The sequence below is a fragment of the Microcystis sp. LE18-22.4A genome (assembly GCF_027531105.1).
In the GTDB taxonomy this organism is placed as follows: Bacteria; Cyanobacteriota; Cyanobacteriia; order Cyanobacteriales; family Microcystaceae; genus Microcystis; species Microcystis aeruginosa.
The window spans coordinates 1-4,934 of the sequence record NZ_JAPZRB010000264.1 but is presented as its reverse complement, the minus strand read 5'-3'; the positions used below and the strand labels follow the sequence as shown (position 1 = coordinate 4,934).

Below are 4,934 nucleotides of genomic sequence, written 5' to 3'. Positions count from 1 at the left end.
CTCAATTGTCTATCTTTTGGTATTAACCTGTTTGTGCCTTAAGTCCTTCCCTGTATGGATTTCAGCTACTTTTGAGCGTAGGCGCTCTCATCGAATTTTATTTTAAGTTAATTATTTGCATAACAATTCCCGAAGAGCCGGTTTATGCTTGGTTATTTAGCCTCAATTTTGGCTATGCTTATAGCTTAAAACCCGAGCGACAGGAGGTGTTAGCACGCAATGGTAAAGGACAGGATAGCACCTCTTTTGTCGATGATCGATCCCAAACTTTTGTCGATCCCTACAGTAATCAAGCGCGACAGGATTATTTAATTCTCCTAGAAGCCATTTTACAACGTCGTCCCGATGGAGTTTTATTTGATTATATTCGCTATCCCAGAGGAACAGGAGTCGATTCCGTGGCTGATAATGTCCAAGATTTATGGATTTTTAGTCCGGCATCCCGACAAGCTTTAATTAATCGAGGATTGAATAATAAGGGCAAATTTTTAATCGATCGCTATCTGACTCGCGGCCAAATTTCCCCCCATGATATCGTCGAAGCCGAGCGCCTTTATCCCCAAGAAACCGCCCCTCTTTGGCAGGGTAGAATCCCCTTAGAAGAGGAGATGAAACAATCAGTTCAAAGTCGTTTTGATCGCCTCAAATTAGAACTTTGGTTCCTAGCGGTTGCCCATGCTGCCCAGGGTGTAATTGATTATATTAGTTATTTTTCTGCCCTAGTGGAACGTCAGGGAATTCCCGCCGGGGCAGTGTTTTTTCCTGATGGAAATCGTCTTGTGGGTAATCAAGGTTTTGATTCCCGTTTACAAGCTTGGGATAGTTTTCCCGCTTCCCTAGAATGGCATCCCATGTCCTACGCTAATTGTAACGATACCACCTGTGTGGTTAATCAGATCAAAAGAGTAGTGGCAAGCAGGGGAAATCAAACTCCTGTTATCCCAGCTTTAGCGGGTTTATGGGGACAACCCTATAACAATCGTCCCTCCTTAGAAGTGCAAATGGAAGCGATTCGCATAGCCTTTCCCACCATAGATAGTATCAGTCATTTTGCTTTTTCTTGGCAAGAACCACAATTCGATCGAGCCAGAAGATTTTGTCATAAGTAACCGCATTTACACCTCCACTTTCACTTCCTCTGTCTGTGTTTGTTCCTGTAGTGGGGGAACTATCAAAGGCGGCAGTTCCGATCCGGGGGTGTTGAGAGTCGGTGTAATATCGACGTAGTTAATCACCGCCCCTAAAATTTTCACTTCCGCTTCTGTTAACTGGTCAGTTGCTTCACTCAAGAGACTAGAACGAGTTATCGCCTGGCGCGTTACCAGAATAATCCCGTCCGCTAGTTCTTCTAAGAGCAGCGCATCATTACAGCTAGACAGAGAAGGAGTATCCACAATCACCAGATCGAAACGGCCGCGAGAATCTTTGAGAATTAATTGTAATTCGCTCGATTCAATGATAGCTGCCGCTTGTTTTTGCGGACCGGGACTAGGCAAAATGGAAAGGTTTTCTATATTTGGGGCCAGCCGGATCGATTTACTTTTTGCCCCGTAGTAAAGTAGGGGTTCTCGGAAAGAATTGGGATCGGGAGTGACTCCGATTTCTTCGGCCTTAGAGGGACTTCTCAGATCTCCTTCGACTAACAGAGTCCGTCGGCCCGCTAAAGATGCTGCGATCGCCAGATTATAGGCAGTGGCGGTTTTCCCCTCTCCGCCAGTAATGCTGGTGACAACAACCACTTTCACCGTTTCGCCGCCGCCCACAAGTCGCAGGGTACTGCGTAAACGTTCGTAGTAGGGGAGATAATTGGCATTAGCATCGGCGAGAATCGGCTCGATTTCCTCGCCCTCTAAATTCCGCACAATCGGCAATTGTCCTAAGACTAGTATATCCCGACTAACCAAAGCTTCCCGCAATTCTTGGGGACTGTGCAGGCGATCATCGATCACTGCTAACAGGAGAATCGTACCCAATCCGGCTAAAGTTCCCAAACCAGCACCCACCAAGAGAATCAAGGTACGATTCTTGCGGTTAAACACCTGTTCGATCGGTTGAGCAACTGGCGTTTGGGCGACGGTGAGACTACCCACGGTTTCCGCTTCCGCAGCCTGAGCATCCACCAGAGCATTGAGAATATTCTCGTAGATACCCCGTTGAAAGGCGACGGCTTGGGTTAAACGAGCTTGCTGTAGCTGTTTATCGGGGAATTTCTCGTATTGGGAGCGTAATTGCTGTTCCTGAGTCACTAAGGATTCTAATTGTTTCATTAAACCCTCGCGCTGGGTTTGCAGGGTGACTAATTGAGCCGCTAGTTGTTGACGGGTGGCATCGAGATTACTTTGCTGACGGATGCGACTGCTGGGAAGATCGGTCAGGATGCCATCTTTTCCGATCACCTCGGCGGCTCTTTTTTGTAAGAGAGATTCGTTAACTTGCTGTTGTTTGCGTAATTTAACTACGGTGGGATGTTCGGGACGTAAATCCTTCTGTAGTCGCTCCAATTGGGCTTCCGTGTCCAAGATCTGCGCTCGGATACTGGCAATAATCGGGTCGGCACTAAGGGCCGAGGAGGTGTAAGCTTGATCGGGGGTTAAATCGAGTTGTTCACTCAGACTATTAATCTGTCCTTGAATGCCTTGCAGTTCTAGGCGAATTTCTCGCTGTTGCTGTTGACTACTGGTGATCGCGGTGAATAAACTCCCATCTTGAATCGCCAATAAATCTGAACCCTGGGTACTAATGTAGCGATAAAACTTTTCTTCGGCTCTGGTTAAATCTTTTTGGACTTCGTTAAGTCGGACACTGAGAGCTTCTATGCGGGCCCGTAACTGGGAAGTATTCAGCCAGCGACTGTATTCCACCATTTCCTTCATCAAGGTTTCGAGAATTAACTCCGCCTTGGCCTGGGAGTCGGCCGTTAACTCTAAAAGTATCTCTTGGGGTTGGTCGGTTCCTGTAGACCGATTGGTATTATTTTTTTGTCCCTCCGCTTCACCGGGGAAGGTGATTTTCAAATCTCGATCGCGAATTTTAACGATCTGTTCCTGATTAAATTGCAGTTTTTTGGCGGCATTGACCAATACCCGGGGAGACAGCAGTAAATCGCGGTCAATAGCCCGCCCTTGTTCTTGCAGTTGGGTTCCTGTACTGGTAAAAGCCGGCGGCGGCACCCGGTAGGCCAATTGTCCCACCGCCCGATAAAAGGTGGGGGGTTTCTCAGGATCGGGTAGGAGAGCAAAGATCACAGAACCACCTAAACAGACGAGGAAGACGAATATTCCCACAAATTTGTTCTGATCTAGCGAGATGAGAAATCGTTTAACAATTGGTAGAGCCATAGCTTTTTAATATATTCCCAGATTCTTTACATTTTAGCGGTCAAGAGTGATTCTCGCCCTTGAAATCCTAGCTTATGAAGTTGTGTTAAGGAGTGAAGGGAGCAAGTTGCCCCTCAATTATTGGAAGTTATTGAATTGATTGCTCAGGTTGAGAATTGTATTGGTAAAACTGGAAATATCCCGAATGGGTTGGGTAATGATATTAAAAGCGGCGAAAATTTCCCCTAATAGGGTGCGGGTGACAATAATTACGTCTTGATCTTCTAAGGGAACATTTTGGGAGATATCTCCCCTAACTGCCGCTATCGGACTCAAAGTTTGACTAACAATTCCCCCTTTGGCACTATCAAAACGTAGCAGAGACACTTGATTGACATTAATCCGCAGGCGATCGGAAACCGGTAAACTAGCCACCACATCGAGGAAGGTACTGCCATTGGGAATCGAAACATTTCTCAGGGCAATTCCCGAAGGAACTAAGGGAGCTAAAACCCTGACAGTGATATTCTGCTGGGTGAGGGTGGTTCTCGCCACCAGTGTGCGATTATATCCCGTTTCTTGGCCCACTTCTAACTTGGAAACAATCACGGCATCGCCCCCTTGCAGACGCATATCTGGCAAGCGTTCCCCTTTAATTAAGGGAGTATAAAGGTCAAGTTTCTCCTCTAATACTGTACCATCGACTAAAACCCGACGGACAACGATCGAACGCAGATCGGCTCTGGGAGTGCCACCCCCCGCCGCCAAAAGTACCTGCGCGAGGGGAGTATTAGGAGCGATACTATAAAACCCCGGTCGCTGTACCTCTCCCAGAATGGTTAACTGGACGGGACGGGCAGTGGTTAAAACCGCAATCACTTCCGGTTCCTCCCGCAAGTATTTTCGCCCCAATTCGAGGCGGATTTTAGTTTGTACTTCGTCTAAAGTCAAGCCCAGCACAGGAATACGCCCTAAAATCGGCACCAGAAAATTACCATCGGGATCCACCGGCCCCGTGGAATTAAATTCGGGAAAATCGGCAACCGAGACAGTAATTTGATCGCCGATATCGAGTCTATAGGCCTGAATTTGTCGGGATTGGCGATTATTGGGAGAGTAAACCGGTGGACTGTAGCCGGTAGGGGGAATCGTGTTTTCAGGAAAGGTGGGATTAGGGGGTTGGGGGGGCAAAAATTCCAACCCGGCCCCCGGTTGAGTCTGGGGTATGGACAAAGGCCCCTGGGCCTTGAGGCTCTCGGAGTCAATTACCCATAAGAACCCTGTCAGACCCAACCCTGATAAGGCTATGGCCCCAGTTCTGAATAAACTAACTGGCAAAAACTTGTTGAGCATTGGTGGAATCATCGAAAATTTGGGTCTGAAACCCCGTCGTTCTACGACGGCTTTACTGTTAAATATTAGCACATTTACGAAATATATGCTAAAATGTGAGACATGGAAAAAGCCTATTCGTTTCGATTTTACCCCACACCAGAACAAGAGTCGCTATTGCGGCGCACATTGGGCTGTGTAAGATTAGTTTACAATAAAGCTCTCCACGAACGAACACAAGCTTGGTATGAAAGACAAGAAAGAGTAGGCTACGCTCAAACTTCT

General features: G+C 47.1%; 3 protein-coding genes and 1 pseudogene. 2 read left to right on the top strand and 2 right to left on the bottom strand.

What is annotated here, in order from left to right; all coding sequences use genetic code 11:
* Positions 1-140 precede the first annotated feature (140 nt).
* Positions 141-1,109 (top strand): annotated as a pseudogene (locus O9295_RS12325) (family 10 glycosylhydrolase); the annotation flags it as partial.
* Between the two features lie 6 nt (positions 1,110-1,115).
* Here the strand turns inward: O9295_RS12325 and O9295_RS12320 are convergent.
* Both O9295_RS12320 and O9295_RS12315 read right to left on the bottom strand, forming a co-directional pair.
* A complete protein-coding gene (locus O9295_RS12320) occupies positions 1,116-3,338 on the bottom strand; it encodes a GumC family protein (protein WP_147072154.1) in 2,223 nt (740 codons plus the stop codon).
* A 117-nt stretch (positions 3,339-3,455) separates the two neighbouring features.
* Positions 3,456-4,670, bottom strand: a complete 1,215-nt coding sequence (locus O9295_RS12315) for a polysaccharide biosynthesis/export family protein (RefSeq protein WP_288033112.1) — start codon at positions 4,668-4,670, stop codon at positions 3,456-3,458.
* A 102-nt stretch (positions 4,671-4,772) separates the two neighbouring features.
* Between O9295_RS12315 and O9295_RS12310 the strand changes: the two genes are divergently transcribed.
* A partial coding sequence (locus tag O9295_RS12310) for a helix-turn-helix domain-containing protein (protein WP_071824394.1) occupies positions 4,773-4,934 on the top strand: 162 nt, incomplete at its 3' end.

Excerpts from the sequence above, each read along its gene's own strand:
- O9295_RS12320 (WP_147072154.1), bottom strand. The coding sequence starts at position 3,338 with ATGGCTCTACCAATTGTTAAACGATTTCTCATCTCGCTAGATCAGAAC.
- O9295_RS12315 (WP_288033112.1), bottom strand. The coding sequence starts at position 4,670 with ATGCTCAACAAGTTTTTGCCAGTTAGTTTATTCAGAACTGGGGCCATA.